Source organism: Streptomyces sp. CBMA123, from assembly GCF_014596465.1.
GTDB lineage: Bacteria > Actinomycetota > Actinomycetes > Streptomycetales > Streptomycetaceae > Kitasatospora.
Genome location: NZ_MECK01000523.1, coordinates 26,848 through 43,811, shown reverse-complemented (window position 1 = coordinate 43,811; position 16,964 = coordinate 26,848). Strand labels below are relative to the sequence as shown.

Below are 16,964 nucleotides of genomic sequence, written 5' to 3'. Positions count from 1 at the left end.
CGCCGTACGGCCGGACCGCCCATGGACGGCCCGCCCCCACCCTGGGGCGGGCCGCGCCGAACCGCCGGGCCCCGGCCGGAACTCCGGAGCCCGCGGCACCCGGTGGAGGACAGGTGGGAGCGGGGCGCCCCGGCGCCCCGCGGTGGAGTGGCCGCCGTTCGGACAGCGGGCCGCCGCCCGCAGCGGCCGCTCCACCGCCCCCTGCCGAACGGTCAGCAGCGGCCGGAACAAGCCGAGTTGGTCGGCCGACCCGGGCGGCGGGGATAAGGGCACGCAGAATGTCCGTATGCGGATCACGAATGCGGACACGCCCAGGGCGGCGACGGGTGACGATGTCGGGGCGATAGCCGGGGTGTTCGCCCGGGCCTTCGGCGACGACCCGATGATGTGCTGGTTCTTCCCCGACGACGCCACCCGCCCGGCCGCGCTGGACGGCTACTTCAGCACCCTGCTCACCCGGCAGTACCTGCCGCACGGGGTGTGCGAGCGCACCGAGCACGCGGCCGCCCTCTGGGTGGGGCCGGAGGCGCAGGAGAAGGCCGTGCCGGACGAGGGGACGATCCGGGAGCTGAGCGGGCTGCTCGGGGACCGGACCGGGTGGTTCCGGCACTGCGCCGAGGCCGCCGCCGCCAACGCGCCGCAGGAGGCGCACTGGTACCTCGCGGTGATCGGCGCGGACCCGGCCGCCCAGGGCCGGGGGCAGGGCGCCGCCCTGCTGCGCTCGGGACTGGCCAGGGCGGACGCGGCCGGGCTGCCGGTGTACCTGGAGTCCTCGAAGCAGGAGAACCTCGGGCTGTACCGGCACTTCGGGTTCGAGGTGGAGGAGGAGGTGCGGCTGCCGGCGAACGGCCCGACCCTGTGGGCGATGCGGCGCGGGCCACGCAGCTGACTGTGTCAATCATCATTCACCGGTGGCGAGTCCGGCGGGTTCGACCGGTTCGGCAGGGGCGGCGATCACGTCGACCGGCGCCGCCCCGCCGCTGCGCTGCGAGACCTCGCACCGCTCATCACGCGGGAGAGCTGACCATGCATGTGTGCGAAGTGAAGAACGCCGAGCTGATCGAGAGCATCACCGAACAGGGCTCCCTGCTCGGCGGGGCCGATGCCTTCACCCTCAGCACGGTGTCCGCGGGTGAGGTACCCGCCGAGATCGTGACCGACTACGTCCAGCCCGCCGAGATCCACGGCGCCGGGGAGTCCGCAGCTCAGAGGGCGACGGCGCCCAGCGTGATCGAGGCCAGCACCATCAGCAGCCCCAGTGCCACGAAGCCGTACTCCAGCCGCACCCGCTCCCGCCCGTCCACCAGCACCTGCCGGGGATCCGCCGGGTCGTAGCGCACGGGGACGTAGCCGCCGTCCGGCAGCGGATGGCGCGCGGTGGACGGGACGGGGGAGAACACCTCGACCACCCGGCCGTCCTCGGTCTCGAACTGCAGCAGCGGGCGCGGCGGCAGCGCACGGTCCTCCGGCGCCCGAACGCGGGCCCGCACCAGCGCCCGGACGGGCACCCCGACCCGGCGCAGCCTCCGCAGCTCGCGCAGCCCGACCACCCCGGCGAGGTAGGCGGCCACACCGCCCAGCACACCGAACACCACCACGGCGAACCCGGCCGTCCCGCCCACCGCGCGCCTCCCAGCCCGAATACCAGCCCCGAGACTCCCCGAACTCCCAGTATCCCGCACGGTCGGCGGGGCAGCGGGGTGCGGGCGAGGAGTGGGGGTGTGGGCGGGGAGGCAGGCGCGGGGTATGGGCGGGGAGCGGAGGGGTGCGGGTGCGGAGGAGAGAGGCGGGTGTTGACGTTCATCCCGGCCGACACCCGGCCGCCGGACAACCAGAAGGCGATGAACTCACGGGCGGCCGAAACGCGATGTGCTCAGTCTGACCTCATGGCAGGGATCATCGTCCTCTTCGAGCGGGCCAGGCCCAGGCAGAGAACCCGGAGGGCGAGCCGGCCGTGCCCCTGGTGATGTTGCCGGCCACTCTTTGACGGGAAGTGTCCTCAGCCATGCACTGCGGGCTGGGGGGCGATATACACCTCCCACATGGTGTCTTCCTGGGGCGCTTAGTCCCCCTTGTCTCCGCATGCGCGCAAAACCGCCGCCCTTGCTCGACCCGCCTGACCATCCCCAGCGTCTTGGGCAGACCAATTTCTCAACAGACTGTCTAGATATTCATCAAGGTTGGAGTTTATGTCGTGGTCAAGCCCTGGGAGATCCAGGGCGTCTCTCGTCTGGTTGATGAGCTGTTGTCGATTTTGATATGTGGTGTAGCCATTCGGCTCATACTTGGCAAGTGCGCTCTTCATCCAGCCGCAGGCCGAATTATTCGTCACTTTTGAAAGGCCCCACGAGAACCCTCCGAACAGAACTATGAATCCTAGCCCTGCGGCCACTATCTTTAGAACCTCCTTCTCCGGAAGACCGCCCGATCGCCTGGTTGCAGTGCTTGCACCATCTTGGTCTTCGGATTTGCTCTGCTCCTTTTCCGGTGTTCTCCGCGTGTTGACAGCGGGCGCCGGCCTGACAGGTGATGGTCTATTGAGCAGCAATCTCTCAACCTGTTGCTGCCGATCAAGCTCTATGGCTGCTCTCAAGAGAGCTTGGTGATCCTTCGTTGGCGGCAAGACGTTGTGCTCCGTCTGCGGTCCACCGGGGTTCTGCGGGCGAGTCGGTCCTGTCAGGAGGACCGAGGCTGTTGAAATGCCGAGCCGGTTTTCGGGCTTCTTCTCAAGCAGCAGACGGACGACCGTTTTAAGCGGGTCGCGGGCCTTCACGAGCGGTGGAGGCTCATCCATCAACACCGCGGACATGGAATGCCATCGACGTCTCCCTCCTGAACGGGGAGATTCCCTCAATGGCTTGGAAGAGCGTGGCTCCGAGGGAGAAGAGGTCACTGACCGGCATGTCGGCCCGTCCCCGGATTCGCTCGGGCGCCATGTACTCCGGGGATCCGATGACGGTTCCCGACGCAGTCAGCACCGTGTCGTCCTTGTGACGGGCGATCCCGAAGTCGGTCAGAAGGATCCTTCCGTCGGAAGCCATCATGACGTTGGCCGGCTTGACGTCGCGGTGGAGGATACCGGCCCGGTGAGCGGCGTCGAGGGCCTCCAGGAGTGCCCTGGCAACCTTGAGTGCCAGGTCGCGAGGCAACGGGCCATGCTGCCTGACGTACTCGTCCAACGAGCAGCCGTTGACCAGTTGCATCACGATCCACGGGCGGCCGGCCTCCACGACGACTTCGTGAACGGTCACGATGTTGGGGTGATCGCGGAGCTTCGCGGCACTTCGTGCCTCACGCGCGGCGCGCTTGAGGCGCTCGTTGTACTCCTCCTCGAACTGCGCAGGCGGGAGCCAGATCTCCTTGATCGCTATGTCTACGTCAAGGTGCTCGTCGTGGGCCTTCCAAACCCGTCCGAAGCCGCCTGACCCCAGGCTGGAGACCAGCCGGTACTTCCCGCCGATGAGCTGGCCGGCGCTTGCCTCTTGAGCCATCGTCTCCCCCGGGGCCCTCGTGATGGCTAGCAGTCGACTACGAGCGTACGCAGTGTGTACATGACCGGACTAGACAACGACCGAACCCAGGGGAGATCACGGCCAGCAGGTACTGTCCGGCGAACGCCACGTCCAGCCCGGCCACCGCCAGCGGGTCGGCGAAGTAGTCGCCGAGCCGGTCCCGGGCGCCCTCCGTGCGGTGAGGTAGAGCCGGTTGAAGGCCGCCACCCCGTAGGCCGGGGGCTGGCCGGCCCCGATCTCCCGCAACCGGACGACCACGTCCACCGTTTGTCGGCCACGCCGCACCGGGCATGGATCACCGTGGCTGGAGGGATACAGCAGAGCCCTCGGGGACGCTCGGCGGTGTTACTCCGGGGGCTTTGCGTTGCCATCGGCGTGCGATCTCAGGTCGCGCGGCGGCGGGTGTTCGTTCTCGCTCACACTTCCCCGAGCGGAACGCCCGGGTCGGCCAAGCGATCGGCGTCCACCACCCGCTTGGAGACGATGAGTTCGCGGATCGGGTCGGTGACGTCCCAGACGTTGACGTTCATCCCGGCCAGCACCCGGCCGCCGGACAGCCAGAAGGCGATGAACTCGCGGGTGGCCGGGTCGCCGCGGAACACCACCCGGTCGTAGCCGCCGGGTTCGACGTAGCCGACGTACTCCAGACCGAGGTCGTACTGGTCCGAGAAGAAGTACGGAACACGGTCGTACACCGCGTCCGGCTGCCCGAGCATGGCGCGGGCGGCGGTCTGCGGCTGGTTGAGGGCGTTGGCCCAGTGCTCGACCCGGATGTGCCGGTCGAACAGCGGGTGGTAGGCGTTGGCGGCGTCGCCGGCCGCGTAGACGTGGGGGTCCGAGGTGCGCAGGTGCCAGTCGGTCTTGATGCCGTTGTCGACCTCCAGCCCGGCGGCCTCGGCCAGGGCGGTGGCGGGGGAGATGCCGATGCCGACCACCACCGCGTCGGCGGCCAGCCCGGTGCCGTCGCCGAGCCGCACCCCGCTCACCGTGCCGCCGTCGCCGGTCAGTTCGGCGACCTGTACGCCGAAGCGCAGCTCCACGCCGTGGTCGCGGTGCAGGTCGGCGAAGACCTGGGCGACCTCCCGGCCGAGCACCCGCAGCAGTGGCAGCTCCAGTGACTCCAGGACGGTGACCTCGGCGCCCGCCGTACGGGCGGCGGCCGCCACCTCCAGGCCGATCCAGCCGGCGCCGATCACCGCGATCCGGGCGCCCGGGCGCAGCGCGGCCTTGATCCGGTCGCTGTCCTCGACCCGGCGCAGGTAGAGCACGCCGTCCTGGTCCGCGCCGGGCACGGGAAGCCGGCGCGGCACCGAGCCGGTGGTCAACAGCAGCTTGTCGTAGGCCACTTCACCGTCATCGGTGAGGGTCACGGTGCGGGCGGCCGGGTCGACGGCGGCCACCGCGGTGCCGAGGCGCAGGGTGACGTCGTGCTCGGCGTACCACTGCGGCGGGTGGACGTAGATCTTCTCCCGGGCCTCCTTGCCGAGCAGGTACCCCTTGGACAGCGGCGGACGTTCGTACGGGCGCTCGTGCTCCTCGCCGATCAGTACGATGCCGCCCCGGTACCCGGCGTCGCGCAGTGCTTCGGCCGCCTTGGCACCGCCCAGGGAGGCCCCGACGATCACGATCGGCCGCTCGCTGCCCGTCATGCCCAACTCCTCGTTCGCCGTGGAAGATCCGTTGCGGACCGGGGCCAGCCTGCCGCCGTCCGGGTGGTGTGTCGAGACCGCGCCGGGCGCGCCGCGCCATGCTCGCCCGTTCGAGTGAACGGTGCGGTCGGTGCGGTCGGTGCGGTCGGTGCGGTCGGTGCGGTCGGTGCGGTCGGCTCGGTCGCCCGGTTCACCCCGGCCATCCGGTTCACCCGGTCATCGCGTCCCTGACCAGCGCGGTGTCGGTGAACTGTTCGAAGCGGACGATCCGGCCGCCGCGCACCACGAAGTGGTGGGCGACCCGGACCGCGAGCGGTCTTCCGGTGGCCTTGTGGACGGCCGTGTAGCGGGCCAGGACCACCACGTTCTCGCCGTCCACCACATAGGTGTCGTCGTGCGCCGTCCAGTCGTCCCACTCGGCGGCGAGGCGCTCCATGACGTGGGCGGTGACCTCCTTCGGGGTGCGGTAGGTGCCGGCCAGCGGGAAGCCCGCCATCTCGGTCCACTCGACGTCCTCGGCCAGGGTGCTGCGCAGCGCGGCCAGGTCGCCCCGGGCGGAGGCCAGGTACTGGCGGCGCACCACGTCGGCGGGGGCGGCGGACTCGGCGAAGGTGACGACGTCCCTGGGGATCTCGATCATCGCGCGCTCACCCCCAGGCCATCTCGCCCTTGGCGACCTTGGTGCCGATGTCGACCGCGATCCGCAGCCCCAGGTCCGGGAAGCGCCGCTCCAGGGCCTCTTTGGCGGCGGCCGCGTCGGCGGTGCGGCCCAGTTCGGTCTCGAAGGCGCGCAGGTAGGCGCGGGTGTGGTCGATGGCGTTGAGGTCGGTGGGCGCGTCGGCGACCCGGTGGCCGGCCGCCACCCAGGTCGGGTGCAGCGCCTCCATGCCGTCCAACAGGTCGATCCAGGCGGCCCGTTGGGCGGCGGTCGGGGTGTCGGCCGTCCACACGTGCAGGCCCTCGAAGAGCAGCACCCCGCCGAGCACCGCGCGGTGGTGGTGCTGCCACAGGTAGTGGCGGTCCGGCAGGTGGAAGTCGGCGCCGCGCAGCTCGAAGCGGTGGCCCTCGAAGACGATCTCGTCCCCCGGCAGCACCTCGGGCCGGACCAGCCGGGTCGGCAGCTCGGGGCCCAGGTGCGACCAGGCGCTCAGCTTGGCCTCGAAGGTCTCCTGGATGTGCTCGACGGTCGAGGCGGTGGCCAGGAACCGCGCCTGGGGGAAGGCGTCCTGCACCTCCTGGGAGCCGAAGTAGAAGTCCGGGTCGCCGTGGCTGATGAAGACGGTGGTCAGCCGCTTGCCGCCGGCCCGTACCCGCTCGACCAGGCGGCGCCCGTCGGAGCGGGTGAACCCGGCGTCCACCAGCAGGGCGTCGTTCGGGCCGGTGACCAGGACGGCGGTCTTGTTGAGCGAGCTGTCGGGGGCGTCGATGATCTCGAAATCAAGGGCACTCATGCGCCCACCTCGCTTCGCTCGGCGAGCGCTTCGCGCAACACGCACCTTTCGATGATTCGTTCACGTCGTTCACTCATGCTGATGGCAGTCCTTCCTCGGGCCGGGCACGCCTCGTCGCCAGGATCCGTGCCCGCGCCGGTGCCCGCATCCGGAAGGCCGGACGGCCCGGCGGGTGCTGCCGATCGGGTGCACTCCGCCCCTGCCAGGGCGACACCCCGTGCGCGTCGCGGACGCCCGGGGCTGCGCCCCAGAAGACTTCCAGGGCCCCATCGTGTTCACGTCAGGAGAGGACCGAGGTGAAGCCCAGCCAGAGAGCGGTGCCAGCCGTCACCTGGAGACACCGACTAGGCAAGGCGATGAGTTCCGCGCTCGCCTTGACGCTCGTACCCTTCGCAATGTCACTCATCGCGCCGACGGCGGCCTCGGCGGCCGGTCTTCCGGGCGGTCTCGGGCCCTGCCTGGGCGCGGACTGCCCGGCGACGTTCCCCCCGGTCAACAACGGCCCCTTCGCGGGCCGCGACGCCGGGGTGAACATCTTCGTCGGCGGCGACTTCAACGTCAGCGGCTCGGCCGCCGAGGCCGAGGGACACGTGGTGACCCTCGGCAACTTCTCCCAGAACAAGGCCGCCGGCGTCAGCTCCGTCTACAACATCGGCATCGTCGGCGTCGGCTCCCGGGTGCCCCCGCCGGACGGCGCGGACTTCCTCACCACCGGCGGCAACGTCACGATCGCCCCGGGCCAGACGCTGCTGGCGGAAGGCGGCGTCGTCCGCTACGCGGGTACCGCCACCGGCACCATCAACGGGACGAAGACCCAGGACACCCAGGCGGTGGCCGCCTACACACCGCTGCGCGGCCAGTTGCAGACGGCGAGCGAGTGCTACGCCGGGGTCGGCACGCCCCGCCCGGCCACCGGGACGGCCGTCAACCAGGGCTACCAGACCCTGTTCACCGGTGACGGCACCTCCGCACTGCAGGTCTTCAACGTCGACTTCGACCTCGTCGGCAACGGCGGTTCCACCCAGGGCATCGCGTTCGCGAACATCCCCGCGAACGCGACGGTGCTGGTCAACCTGGTCGGCGGCGCCCGCACCATCAACACCTACAGCGGCAGCTTCGACGACAACGACCCGTGGAACCAGCTGCGTTCGCGCCTGCTGTGGAACTTCCCGGCCGCGACGACCGTCACCCTCACCGGCTCCGGGCAGTTCCAGGGCAGCGTGCTGGTCGGCAACCCGGCCAGCACCAGCACGATGAGCCTGCCCGGCCTGAACGGACGGTTCTTCACCACCGGTTCGCTGCTGCACAACTCCGGTTCCGGCATGACCGGCACCGAGTTCCACGCCTACCCCTTCAACGGCGACCTGCCCGACTGCGGCAACCCGCCGGCCCCGACCGCGTCCACCAGCGTGACCAAGGTCGACTCGGCCGGCTCCCAGCCGCTGGCCGGCGCCACCTTCCAGCTGTGGCGGGAGACCAACGGCGTCGCCGGGCTGCAGACCACGGGCACCACCCCGGACACCAAGGTCGGCGCCCCCTGCACCACCGGGGCGGACGGCGTCTGCTCGGCGGGTGACCTCCCGCTGGGCACCTACTACTGGCAGGAGACCGCGGCCCCGCCCGGCTACGACCTGCCGTCGCCGCCGGTGACGACGGTGGTGCTGGACACCAACGGGCAGAACGTCCCGGTGACCGTCGCCGACACCAAGTCCCCGGTGGTGGAGACCGCGTCGACCAGCGTGACCAAGGTCGATGCGGCCGGCTCGCAGCCGCTGGCCGGCGCGGTGTTCCAGCTGTGGCGGGAGACCAACGGCGTGCCCGGCCTGCAGACCACGGGTGCCAACCCGGACACCGCGGTCGGCTCGCCGTGCACGACCCCGGCCTCGGGCGTCTGCTCCGCGACCGGCCTGCCGCTGGGCACCTACTACTGGCAGGAGACCGCCGCCCCGCCCGGGTACGACCTGCCGGGGCTCAATGTCACCGAGGTGGTGCTGAACACCAACGGGCAGAACGTCGCGGTCACCGTCGCCGACACCGCGACGGCGGCTCCCACCGCCGGCACGACCGTCACCAAGGTGGACTCCGGCACCGGGCAGCCGCTGGCCGGTGCGGTGTTCCAGCTGTGGCGGGAGACCAACGGTGTGGCCGGGCTGCAGACCTCGGGCGCGAACCCGGACACAGCGGTCGGTTCGCCCTGCACCACGCCCGCCTCGGGGGTGTGCTCGGCCGACGGCCTGCCGCTGGGGACGTACTACTGGCAGGAGGTCTCCGCGCCCAACGGCTACGAGCTGCCCGACCTGAACGTCACCACCGTGGTGCTGGACACCAACGGGCAGACCGTCGCGGTGACCGTCCAGGACACCCGGACCGTCGCGCCGACCGGCGCCACCTCGGTGACGAAGGTGGACTCCGGCACCGGGCAGCCGCTGGCCGGTGCGGTGTTCCAGCTGTGGCGGGAGACCAACGGTGTGGCCGGGCTGCAGAGCACGGGTGCGAACCCGGACACGGCGGTCGGTTCGCCCTGCACCACGCCCGCCTCGGGGGTGTGCTCGGCCGACGGCCTGCCGCTGGGCACGTACTACTGGCAGGAGACCGCGGCTCCGGCCGGCTACGACCTGCCGTCGCCGCCGGTGACGACGGTGGTGCTGGACACCAACGGGCAGAACGTCCCCGTCACCGTGCAGGACACGAAGACGGTCACGCCGATCGGCTCGACCTCGGTGACGAAGGTGGACGCGGACACGGGCCGGCCGCTGGCCGGGGCGGTCTTCCAGCTGTGGCGCGAGACCAACGGGGTGCCCGGACTGCAGACGACCGGGGCCAACCCGGACACGGCCGTCGGCTCGCCCTGCGTCACGTCCGACACGGGTGTCTGCTCCGCCGACAACCTCGCGCTGGGGACGTACTACTGGCAGGAGACCGCGGCCCCGCCCGGCTACGACCTGCCGTCGCCGCCGGTGACGACGGTGGTACTGGACACCAACGGGCAGAACGTCCCGGTCACCGTGCAGGACACGAAGACAGCCGGGCAGACCGGCAGCACGACCGTCACCAAGGTGGACGCCGAGACCGGCCGGCCGCTGGCCGGTGCGGTGTTCCAGCTGTGGCGCGAGACCAACGGGGTGCCCGGACTGCAGACGACCGGGGCCAACCCGGACACGGCCGTCGGCTCGCCCTGCGTCACCTCCGCCACGGGTGTCTGCTCGGCGGACAACCTGCCGCTGGGCACCTACTACTGGCAGGAGGTCATCGCACCCCCCGGCTACCAGCTGCCGGAGGACGCGGTGAGCACCGTCGAACTGACCAAGGACTGCCCGTGCGTGGAGATCACGGTCAAGGACAGCAGGAAGGGCCACCCGGAGCCGTGCCCGCCGGAACCCTGCCCGCCGGAGCCCTGCGACCCGCCGTCCCACGAGTGGGACACCCAGGCCGACCGCATCCCGCTGCCCGGCCTGCCCGGGAGCCGCGTCTGACGGACCGCCGCCGCGCGTGAGCGCCTGAACCGATGACGTGGCCGGAGGAGCCGAGGACGGCGCCTCCGGCCACCGGCGTTGCCAGCGGCGTCAGTGGCGGGTCCAGAGGGTGAGGTCGCTGCTGGTGGCCACGGCGAGGGTGCGGCCGGTGGGGGAGAAACCGGCGGCGCGGAAGGTCGACCAGGAGGAGTGGAAGACGTGCCACCAGGTCTCACCGTGCCGCCCGCCGCGGGCGGGCTCCGCGCCGTGGGCGAGCAGCACGCGGTGGTTCGGCCACTCGGGCGCCACGACGTCGGCCCGCCAGCCGTCGTCCGTCCCGGTGTGCGGGCCACCGCCCCACAGCCCGGCCACCGGGATCCGGACGTCGGCCACCGGGCCGATGCCGGGGCAGGAGAGGTCGGGGCCGTCCGGGTCGTCCTCCGGGTCGTACTCGCGCTCCAGCTTCTCGCCGGTGACTGCGTCGAACAGGCCGTGCCCGCTGCTGGAGACGGTCAGCACGAGGTCGTGCCCGGTACCGGGGTGGACGGCGAAGCCGATGCCGAGCAGTCCGCCGACCGGGACGGTCCCCCGGCCGACCTGCCGCCACGGATCCGGCGCGGGAACCACCTCGGCGGCGAGGAGCCGGTCGCGGAGCTCTTGCTGGTACGGGGTCAGGGCCATGCGGATGATCATCCCATCGCCCGGCGGAACGCTACCGCGCCGGGCCCAGCCGCAGCACCGCCAGCGCCCCGACCGCCGCGTACCGCCGGCCGCCGGCCGCGGTCAGCAGGCCCAGCAGCGCGGACGGGCCGCCCCGGCCGGTGCCGATCGGGGCGCGGGCGGTACATGCTCTACCAGCTGGACCTGTCCGGCAGCGCCCGGCTGGGCTCGGACTTCCTGGAGGCGGTGCTGCGGTGAGCGGGAACAGTGATCACCCGGCGCACGTTCGTCCGGTCATGACCGACGATGCTCCTGAGATCCTCCGCTACGCGGCCTTCTCGACCCGCCCCGAGGGCGGCAACCCGGCGGGCGTGGTGCTGGACGCCACCGGACTGACCGGCGAGCGGATGCTCGCCATCGCCGCCGAGATCGGCTACTCCGAGACCGCCTTCCTGACCCCCGGTGACTCCCAAGACGCCTACCGGGTGCGGTACTTCAGCCCGCTCGTCGAGGTGCCGTTCTGCGGGCACGCCACGGTGGCCGCCGCCGTCGCGGTGGCCGGGCGGACCGGCCCCGGGCGGTACCTGTTCGGCACCGCCGCCGGGGACGTCCCGGTCGAGGTGGAGCACGGCGCGGACGGCCTGCGGGCGACGCTGACCAGCGTCGAGCCGAAGGTCGAGGAGGTGCCGGAGGCGGACGTCCAGGAGGCGCTCGCCCTGCTCGGCTGGTCGGCCGCCGACCTGGACCCGGCCCTGCCGCCGCGGATCGGCTACGCCGGGGCCCGGCACCTGGTCCTCGCGGCCGGCACCCGCTCGCGACTGGCCCGGCTGGACTACGACTTCGACGGGCTGGCCGCCTACATGCGCGCCCGCGACCTGGTCACCCTGCAACTGGTCTGGCGCGAGGCACCGGACGTCTTCCACGTCCGCGACCCGTTCCCGGTCGGCGGCGTGGTCGAGGACCCGGCCACCGGCGCGGCCGCGGCCGCCTTCGGCGCCTACCTGCGCGAGCTGGGCGCGGTGACCGCGCCGGCGGTGCTGACGCTGCACCAGGGCGAGGACCTCGGCCGCCCGGGGGTGCTGCGGGTGGAGCTGCGCGCGGAGGACACCCGGGTGCGGGTCTCCGGCGCGGCGGTGGCGATCCCGTAGGGCCGGGAGGGCCGGGACGGGGGCGCCGGTGGCCGGCGCCCCCGTCCCGCGCCGGCTCAGGACCGGGCGGCGATCAGGGCGGCCAGGCCGTCCAGCCCCCGGTCGAGGGTGGCCGGGTCGACCTGGCTGACCGACAGCCGCAGTTGCCGCTCCCCGCCCGCGCCCGGGTAGAAGTGGCACATCGGGGTCCAGATCACCCCGTACCGCGAGGCGGAGAGCTCCAGCAGCGCGTCGTCCACCACACAGGGCACCGTGAGCACCAGGAAGAACCCGCCGCGCGGCTCGTTCCAGCTCACCCCGCCGCCGGGCGGGAAGCGCCGGGCCAGGCCGTCCAGCACCAGGGCCAGGTTGCGCCGGTAGAGCGCGGCGACCTCGGTGTTGGCGGCCCGCAGGCTGAAGCCGTGTTCGAGCAGTGCCCCGCCGACCACGGCCTGGGCGATCGGCGAGGTGTTCACCGTGGTCATGCTCTTGATCATGCCGAGCAGGTCGGCCAGCAGGACGGTGCCGCCCGCGCCGTCCGCCACCAGCTGGTCCGCCACCACGTACCCGACCCGGGCGCCCGGCAGGGCCGTCTTGGCGAAGGACCCGAGGTGGACCACCCGCCGCCCGGTGTCCAGCGCCTTGAGCGAGGGCAGTCGGTCCTCGCCCGCGAAGACGCAGTACGGGTTGTCCTCCAGGATCAGGAAGTCCTCCGCGGCGGCCAGCGCCAGCAGCTCCCGGCGCAGCGCCGGCGGCAGGCTGGCGCCGCTCGGGTTGGCGACGTCCGGCACCAGGTAGAGCGCCCGGGGGCGCAGCCCCTCGGCCCGGGCGGCGGCCAGCTCCCGCCGCAGGTCGGCGAGGTCCACGCCGTCCGGGCCGTCGGCCACCGGCCGCACCGGCAGGTCCGCCAGCAGGGCGGCGCCGGTCAGCCCGACGTAGGTGGGCGAGACGGCCAGCACCACGTCCTCGGGACCGCGGCGCAGCGCCCGCAGCACCAGGAACATCGCCTCCTGGCAGCCGACCGTCACCACGATCGACTCGGCGGGCACCTCGACGCCCTCGTCCACCGCGAGGTGGGCGGCGATCAGCTCGTGGATGATCCCCTTGGTCCGCCCGTACTGGAGCACCTGGCGGCGGGCCGCCTCCTCGGACAGGCCGCGTTCGGCGCGCAGGTGCGCGACGTAGCGGTCCAGGTGGCGGTGGACGGCGTCCAGCTCGAAGAACTGCTCGGCCGGGCGGCCGGCCGCGAAGGAGACCGCCTCCGGGTAGCGGATGGAGATCTCGTTGAGCAGGTTCATCGAGGTCATCGCCGGGTCGGCGAGGGAGGGGTGGAGATCGGTCAGCCGCAGCTCGTGCGGTGGGGCGACAACGCTCACGGGGCACTCCAGGCGGGGCAGGGCAGGGGGGTGGTGCGCAGGGTGGTGGCGGCGGCGAGGTCGGCGCAGCCGGCCAGGCCGAGGGCGTGCCGCAGCTCGGCGGACAGCAGCTCCAGCACCCGGGTGCAGCCCGCTTCGCCGTCGGCGGCCAGGCCCCAGATCGCCGGGCGCCCGAGCAGAACCCCGGACGCCCCGAGGGCCAGCGCGGCGAGCACGTCCGAGCCGCCGCGCACCCCGCTGTCCAGCAGCACCTGGCAGTCCCGGCCGGCCAGCGCGTCGGCGACGGCGGGCAGCGCCGTCAGCGAGGGAACCGCCCGGTCGAGCTGGCGGCCGCCGTGGTTGGAGACCACCACGGCGGCGGCGCCCAGATCGGCGGCCCGCAGGGCGTCCGCCGGGTCGAGCACCCCCTTGACCACCAGCGGCAGTCGGGTGTGCCGGCCCAGCCAGCCGAGGTCGGCCCAGGTGACGGCGGGGGAGAGCAGTTCGGCGGTGTGCGCGGCCACCGCCGAGACGTCGGCGGTGGCCCGGTGCGCCCGCCCGGCGGCGCCGTCCTCCAGCAGGGCGGCGCGGACGTCGCCGGGCAGGGCGAAGGCGTTGCGGGCGTCGCGCAGCCGGCGGCCCATGTACGGCACGTCGGCGGTGACCACCAGGCACTCGCTGCCCGCCGCCTCGGCCGCCGCGACCAGGTCGAGCAGCCGCGCCCGGTCGCGCAGCCAGTACAGCTGGAACCAGAGGGTGGCGCCGGTGGCCGCCAGCTCGTCGAACCCGACGCTGCTGAGCGTGCCGACGGTGAACGGCACCCCCGCCGCGGCCGCCGCCCGGGCCGAGGCGAGTTCGCCCTCGGGGTGGAACAGGCGGTGGTAGGCGATCGGCGCCACCGCGACCGGCAGCGCCGACCGGCTGCGCACCAGGGTGGTGGCGGTGTCGCAGGCGGAGACGTCGGCCAGCACCCGGGGCACCACGGCCAGCCGCTCGAAGGCCGCCCGGTTGGCGGCGAGGGTGCGCTCCCGCTCCGCGCCGCCGGCCAGCCAGTCCCAGACCTCGGGGGCCAGGGCGGCCCGGGCGGGGCTGGCGTAGTCGGCGACGCAGAGCGGGAGTTGACGGTCCGTCGGGGTCGCGATGCTCATCCGGCCACTTCGCTGGCGCTGCGCTGGAGTTCGACGGCCTCGTAGAGGGCGCGGATGTTGTTGCTGCCGAAGTTGCGGGCCCGGATGCGCTCGATCACCTCGAAGAAGAAGGTGCCGCGCGGGTGTTGGGAGCGGGTGAAGATCTGGAACAGCTGGCCGTCGTGGTCCTGGTCGACCAGCAGGTTCAGGTCGCGCAGCTCGTCGAATGAGTGCCGCAGCGGGGTGAGCCGGGCGGGCAGGGCGTCGAAGTAGGCGCCCGGGGTGCGCAGGAAGGGCACGCCGCGGGCGGCCATGGTGGAGACGGAGCGGACGGCGTCCTCGGAGGAGAAGGCCACGTGCTGCACCCCGGCGCCGCCGTGGTCGGCCAGGAAGGAGGCGATCTGGCCGCCGGCGTCCGGGGTGAGCGGCTCGATCAGGGTGAGGGTGACGCTGTGGTCGGGGCTCTGCACGACCATCGAGTCCATGCCGAGCGCGCCGACCTCGATCCGCTCCTCGAAGACCATCCGGAAGCCGAAGACCTCGCAGTAGTGCCGGACGGTGTCGCGCAGTTCGCCGGAGGGGACGCAGACCGCGAAGTGGTCGACGGAGCGCAGGCCCACCGTGCCGTCACCGCCGGCCGGGACGGCTTCGGGCAGGCCCGGTATCCGGTCGGCGGGGACGCCCGGGCCCCGCTCGATCAGGGTGTGCACCACGTCGCCGAAGGCGCCGACCACGGCGGTGACGCAGCCGTCCGCGGCCTGCGGCGGGCGCAGCCCGTCGGCGCCCCGGCCGGTCAGCGCCCGGTAGGCGGCGGTGGCGTCCGGCACCCGCAGGGCCAGCGCGGCCACGCCGTCCTGGTGCCGGGCCAGGTAGTCGGTGGCGGGGTGGCCGGCGGCCAGCGGCTGGGTGAGCAGCAGCCGGATCGCGGCCTGGCCGAGCAGGGCGGAGACGCAGCGCTCGGCGCTCTCGCCGCGCTCGGTGGGCGGGACGAGCAGGTCGAAGCCGTACTCGGCGGTCAGCCGGGTGACGTCGGCAGCGAGGTCGGTGACGTAGAACTCGACGTGGTCCAGGGCGAGCGGGAGCGGGGCGTCGGCAGTGGCGTCCGTGGCGTCCGTGGCGGTCGTGGCGGTCGCGGTGTCGGGAGAGGAACGGTCGGGCATCTGAGGGGCTCTCTGGTGAGGAGTGCGCGGAGGCCCACCCCGGCGGCGGTGCGGTGCGGCAGGGCCGCCGCCGGGGCGGGCCGGTGGCGTGGTGGGTGGAGCGTGGAGCGGGGAGCGGGGTGTGTGGGTGGTGGCGGTCGGTCAGGTGGACTGCAGGCGCGGGGCGGGCTCGGCGTCCTGAGCCGGCTCCCCGGCCCGGTCCGCGGTGAGTGCCCCGGCGGGCTGCTCGGCCGGCTCCTCCTCGTCGTCCTCGTCCTCGACGGCGGCGTCGGGCTTGCCGAGCAGGTAGAGGCCCGACAGCAGCGCGCCGACCACCATCGCGGCGAGCACCGTCCGGAAGTCCAGCGCGGCCACCAGGCCGGCGCCGACGCCGATGGCGATCGCCTGCGGGGCGGTGAGCGAGAGGTTGACGGCGGCCTGGGTGCGGCCCATCAGGTGCGGCGGGGTGAGCGACTGGGCGGCGGTGGCCAGGCCGACCACGCCGGCCGGCATGCCGGCCCCCGCGATCAGCAGACCGGCCGACACCACCCAGACCGAGGGCGCCAGCAGCAGCAGGGCGCCGACGCCGAAGGTCGCCGAGCCGAGCATGACGGTCCTGCGGGGGCCGAGCTTGCCGATCAGGATGCCGCCCAGCACCGAGCCGCCCAGCGCCCCGACCGCCTCCACCGTCTCCAGCACGCCGAGGAACTGCGGCGAGCGGTGCAGCCCGTGCTGGATGAGCGAGAACAGCACCGGCTGGAGGAAGCTGAGCACGGTCGCGGTGGCGGTGGTCGCGATCAGCAGCGGCAGCAGCGAGGCGGTGGTGCGCAGGTGCTGGAAGCCCGCCAGCACCTCGGTGCGCCAGTGCCGGCCGGAGGGCTCCGGCCTGGCCTCGGGCACCCGCAGCGCCAGGAAGGCCAGCGCCGCCGCGAGCAGGATGGCGATGTCGACCAGGGCGACGGCCCGGCCGCCGAGCCACCCGTACAGGCCGGAGCCGACCAGCGGCGCGACCAGGGTGGTGCCCGCGCGCATGGTCTGGGTGAAGCCCACGGCCGCCCCGAAGTCCTGACGCTCCGTCAATATCGTCCGCAGCATGGCACTCTGGGCCGGGGTGAGGATCGCCCCGGCCAGCCCGTAGAGCACCGCGGTGCCGTAGATGATCCACAGCTGGCCCCGGCCGGCGACCAGCAGCAGCGGCGAAACCGCCACCGCCAGCACGAGGTTGACCGTGACCAGCAGCGGTCGTCGGCGGACCCGGTCGGCGACCAGGCCGCCGAGCGGCAGCAGCAGCATCGGGACGGCGTAGCAGAACATCACCAGACCGGCCGCCGAACTGCTCCCCGTCAGCACCTTGGCCCAGATGCCGAGGGCGATGAAGAGGGCGCTGTCCCCGAGGACGGACAGCGTCTGTCCCGCGATGTAGAGCCGGAACTCCGGCCGCGCCAGAAGTGGGTGCATGTCCTGTCCTTCGTTGCTGCGGTGTCGTGGATGG

The 16,964-nt window shown here is 72.9% G+C and carries 14 protein-coding genes; 3 read left to right on the top strand and 11 right to left on the bottom strand.

Going from position 1 to position 16,964, the window contains the following annotated elements; translation table 11 throughout:
* Positions 1-286 precede the first annotated feature (286 nt).
* Positions 287-889 carry a GNAT family N-acetyltransferase gene (locus tag BG452_RS35890; RefSeq protein WP_188308522.1) on the top strand — a complete coding sequence of 201 codons (603 nt, stop codon included), beginning with the start codon at positions 287-289 and terminating at the stop codon, positions 887-889.
* 316 nt (positions 890-1,205) lie between these two features.
* Here the strand turns inward: BG452_RS35890 and BG452_RS47385 are convergent, their stop codons facing one another.
* The 6 genes from BG452_RS47385 to BG452_RS35860 form a co-directional block, all read right to left on the bottom strand.
* Positions 1,206-1,622 (bottom strand): DUF3592 domain-containing protein, encoded by a 417-nt coding sequence (locus BG452_RS47385; protein WP_317621387.1) that lies wholly within the window; start codon positions 1,620-1,622, stop codon positions 1,206-1,208.
* 440 nt (positions 1,623-2,062) lie between these two features.
* Positions 2,063-2,809 carry a hypothetical protein gene (locus BG452_RS35880; RefSeq protein ID WP_188308521.1) on the bottom strand — a complete coding sequence of 249 codons (747 nt, stop codon included), beginning with the start codon at positions 2,807-2,809 and terminating at the stop codon, positions 2,063-2,065.
* The gene (locus BG452_RS35875) at positions 2,787-3,491 is read right to left on the bottom strand and encodes a serine/threonine-protein kinase (RefSeq protein ID WP_188308520.1); all 705 of its coding nucleotides are present in this window, start codon (positions 3,489-3,491) and stop codon (positions 2,787-2,789) included. The genes BG452_RS35880 and BG452_RS35875 overlap by 23 nt, the downstream gene beginning before the upstream one ends.
* Before the next feature lie 437 nt (positions 3,492-3,928).
* Entirely contained in the window at positions 3,929-5,161 is a 1,233-nt protein-coding gene (locus BG452_RS35870; RefSeq protein ID WP_188308519.1) for an NAD(P)/FAD-dependent oxidoreductase, read from the bottom strand.
* Between the two features lie 208 nt (positions 5,162-5,369).
* Entirely contained in the window at positions 5,370-5,801 is a 432-nt protein-coding gene (locus BG452_RS35865; RefSeq protein WP_188308518.1) for a nuclear transport factor 2 family protein, read from the bottom strand.
* Between the two features lie 7 nt (positions 5,802-5,808).
* Entirely contained in the window at positions 5,809-6,612 is an 804-nt protein-coding gene (locus BG452_RS35860) for an MBL fold metallo-hydrolase (protein WP_188308517.1), read from the bottom strand.
* Positions 6,613-7,007: 395 nt separating this feature from the next.
* Here BG452_RS35860 and BG452_RS35855 point away from each other — a divergent pair, with 395 nt between their 5' ends.
* The gene (locus tag BG452_RS35855) at positions 7,008-10,085 is read left to right on the top strand and encodes a SpaA isopeptide-forming pilin-related protein (protein ID WP_223243221.1); all 3,078 of its coding nucleotides are present in this window, start codon (positions 7,008-7,010) and stop codon (positions 10,083-10,085) included.
* Between the two features lie 90 nt (positions 10,086-10,175).
* On the opposite strand, the gene BG452_RS35850 is transcribed toward BG452_RS35855, so the two are convergent.
* Complete coding sequence (locus BG452_RS35850; protein ID WP_188308515.1) at positions 10,176-10,745, bottom strand: hypothetical protein; 570 nt, start codon at positions 10,743-10,745, stop codon at positions 10,176-10,178.
* Between the two features lie 275 nt (positions 10,746-11,020).
* Here BG452_RS35850 and BG452_RS35845 point away from each other — a divergent pair, with 275 nt between their 5' ends.
* Positions 11,021-11,872, top strand: coding sequence for a PhzF family phenazine biosynthesis protein (locus tag BG452_RS35845; protein WP_188308514.1), 852 nt, complete (start codon positions 11,021-11,023; stop codon positions 11,870-11,872).
* Between the two features lie 56 nt (positions 11,873-11,928).
* On the opposite strand, the gene BG452_RS35840 is transcribed toward BG452_RS35845, so the two are convergent.
* The 4 genes from BG452_RS35840 to BG452_RS35825 form a co-directional block, all read right to left on the bottom strand.
* Positions 11,929-13,158: a PLP-dependent aminotransferase family protein gene (locus BG452_RS35840; protein WP_188308523.1), complete on the bottom strand. Its 1,230-nt coding sequence runs from the start codon at positions 13,156-13,158 to the stop codon at positions 11,929-11,931.
* A 65-nt stretch (positions 13,159-13,223) separates the two neighbouring features.
* Positions 13,224-14,354: an alpha-hydroxy acid oxidase gene (locus BG452_RS35835; RefSeq protein ID WP_188308513.1), complete on the bottom strand. Its 1,131-nt coding sequence runs from the start codon at positions 14,352-14,354 to the stop codon at positions 13,224-13,226.
* Positions 14,351-15,493, bottom strand: a complete 1,143-nt coding sequence (gene hppD, locus BG452_RS35830) for a 4-hydroxyphenylpyruvate dioxygenase (protein WP_188308512.1) — start codon at positions 15,491-15,493, stop codon at positions 14,351-14,353. Before hppD ends, BG452_RS35835 begins: the two co-directional genes overlap by 4 nt.
* A 141-nt stretch (positions 15,494-15,634) precedes the next feature.
* Positions 15,635-16,930 carry an MFS transporter gene (locus BG452_RS35825; RefSeq protein WP_188308511.1) on the bottom strand — a complete coding sequence of 432 codons (1,296 nt, stop codon included), beginning with the start codon at positions 16,928-16,930 and terminating at the stop codon, positions 15,635-15,637.
* Positions 16,931-16,964 lie beyond the last annotated feature (34 nt).

Excerpts from the sequence above, each read along its gene's own strand:
- BG452_RS35865 (WP_188308518.1), bottom strand. The coding sequence starts at position 5,801 with ATGATCGAGATCCCCAGGGACGTCGTCACCTTCGCCGAGTCCGCCGCC.
- BG452_RS35860 (WP_188308517.1), bottom strand. The coding sequence starts at position 6,612 with ATGAGTGCCCTTGATTTCGAGATCATCGACGCCCCCGACAGCTCGCTC.
- BG452_RS35870 (WP_188308519.1), bottom strand. The coding sequence starts at position 5,161 with ATGACGGGCAGCGAGCGGCCGATCGTGATCGTCGGGGCCTCCCTGGGC.
- BG452_RS35845 (WP_188308514.1), top strand. The coding sequence starts at position 11,021 with ATGACCGACGATGCTCCTGAGATCCTCCGCTACGCGGCCTTCTCGACC.
- BG452_RS35880 (WP_188308521.1), bottom strand. The coding sequence starts at position 2,809 with ATGTCCGCGGTGTTGATGGATGAGCCTCCACCGCTCGTGAAGGCCCGC.
- hppD (WP_188308512.1), bottom strand. The coding sequence starts at position 15,493 with ATGCCCGACCGTTCCTCTCCCGACACCGCGACCGCCACGACCGCCACG.
- BG452_RS35855 (WP_223243221.1), top strand. The coding sequence starts at position 7,008 with ATGTCACTCATCGCGCCGACGGCGGCCTCGGCGGCCGGTCTTCCGGGC.
- BG452_RS35835 (WP_188308513.1), bottom strand. The coding sequence starts at position 14,354 with ATGAGCATCGCGACCCCGACGGACCGTCAACTCCCGCTCTGCGTCGCC.
- BG452_RS35850 (WP_188308515.1), bottom strand. The coding sequence starts at position 10,745 with ATGGCCCTGACCCCGTACCAGCAAGAGCTCCGCGACCGGCTCCTCGCC.
- BG452_RS35890 (WP_188308522.1), top strand. The coding sequence starts at position 287 with ATGCGGATCACGAATGCGGACACGCCCAGGGCGGCGACGGGTGACGAT.
- BG452_RS35825 (WP_188308511.1), bottom strand. The coding sequence starts at position 16,930 with ATGCACCCACTTCTGGCGCGGCCGGAGTTCCGGCTCTACATCGCGGGA.
- BG452_RS35840 (WP_188308523.1), bottom strand. The coding sequence starts at position 13,158 with ATGACCTCGATGAACCTGCTCAACGAGATCTCCATCCGCTACCCGGAG.
- BG452_RS35875 (WP_188308520.1), bottom strand. The coding sequence starts at position 3,491 with ATGGCTCAAGAGGCAAGCGCCGGCCAGCTCATCGGCGGGAAGTACCGG.